Here is a 735-nt window from a genome sequence, read left to right as displayed (position 1 = left end):
GGTTGCCAAATGACCAGAGGTGTAAATCAATTTCTCAGGTTGAATATCATTTTCTACCCAGTTAAACATATTTATGGACGTCTGATATCCGTGTGCTTTTGCGCTTAAAATAACCGTACCGTAGAATCCCGTTTGAATAGGTTTACGGAACTCATTAATCGCTTCTTCTGTACCATTAATACCAATACCAATGATATTTTCAGCAGAGATACCATTACCTTCGAGTGCACGAACACCACCAATGACAACTTGGTCATTCATGCCGTATACAATCCATTTCTTATAGTCACCTTTTTGAGTGATCAAGCTATTTGCAGCGTTGAAAGCTTGTTCTGTATTATCCAAACGATGCGGAGTATCAAAAATATTCTGCTTTGGATAGTTGTTCTCCATTAGAACATCCGTTGCACCTTGAGAACGCTCGAATGCGGTAGGGAGTTGCTTGTAGCTTAATGCCATAACAGCTACTTCGTCAGTATTCCAGCCACGTGATTTTATCTCATCAAATAATGCTTGACCTACTTCACGACCGATGTTGTAAGCAGAGATCCCCATATGAACCACTTCTTCAATAGGTTCATTGTTGCCGTCAACTAACCGGTCATCCACGGACATAAGCTTCAAGCCATTACGTTTTGCTGAGGCAACAACCGCTGGACCAAGTTTAACATTGGGAACACAAACAATGACGCCATCAGCATTCTGCGTACCAAGGTTGTCCAAAGCTGACATCAA

The 735-nt window shown here is 41.5% G+C and carries 1 protein-coding gene; it reads right to left on the bottom strand.

Annotation, left to right across the window (positions count from 1 at the left end; genetic code table 11):
* Positions 1-735 (bottom strand): substrate-binding domain-containing protein (locus R3X26_RS18805; RefSeq protein ID WP_317718849.1); only part of this gene is annotated, 735 nt, incomplete at both ends.

Source organism: Vibrio sp. TH_r3, from assembly GCF_033101115.1.
Taxonomy (GTDB): Bacteria; Pseudomonadota; Gammaproteobacteria; order Enterobacterales; family Vibrionaceae; genus Vibrio.
Note: the sequence above shows the minus strand (reverse complement) of the source record. Positions and strands in the feature narration are given on the sequence as shown.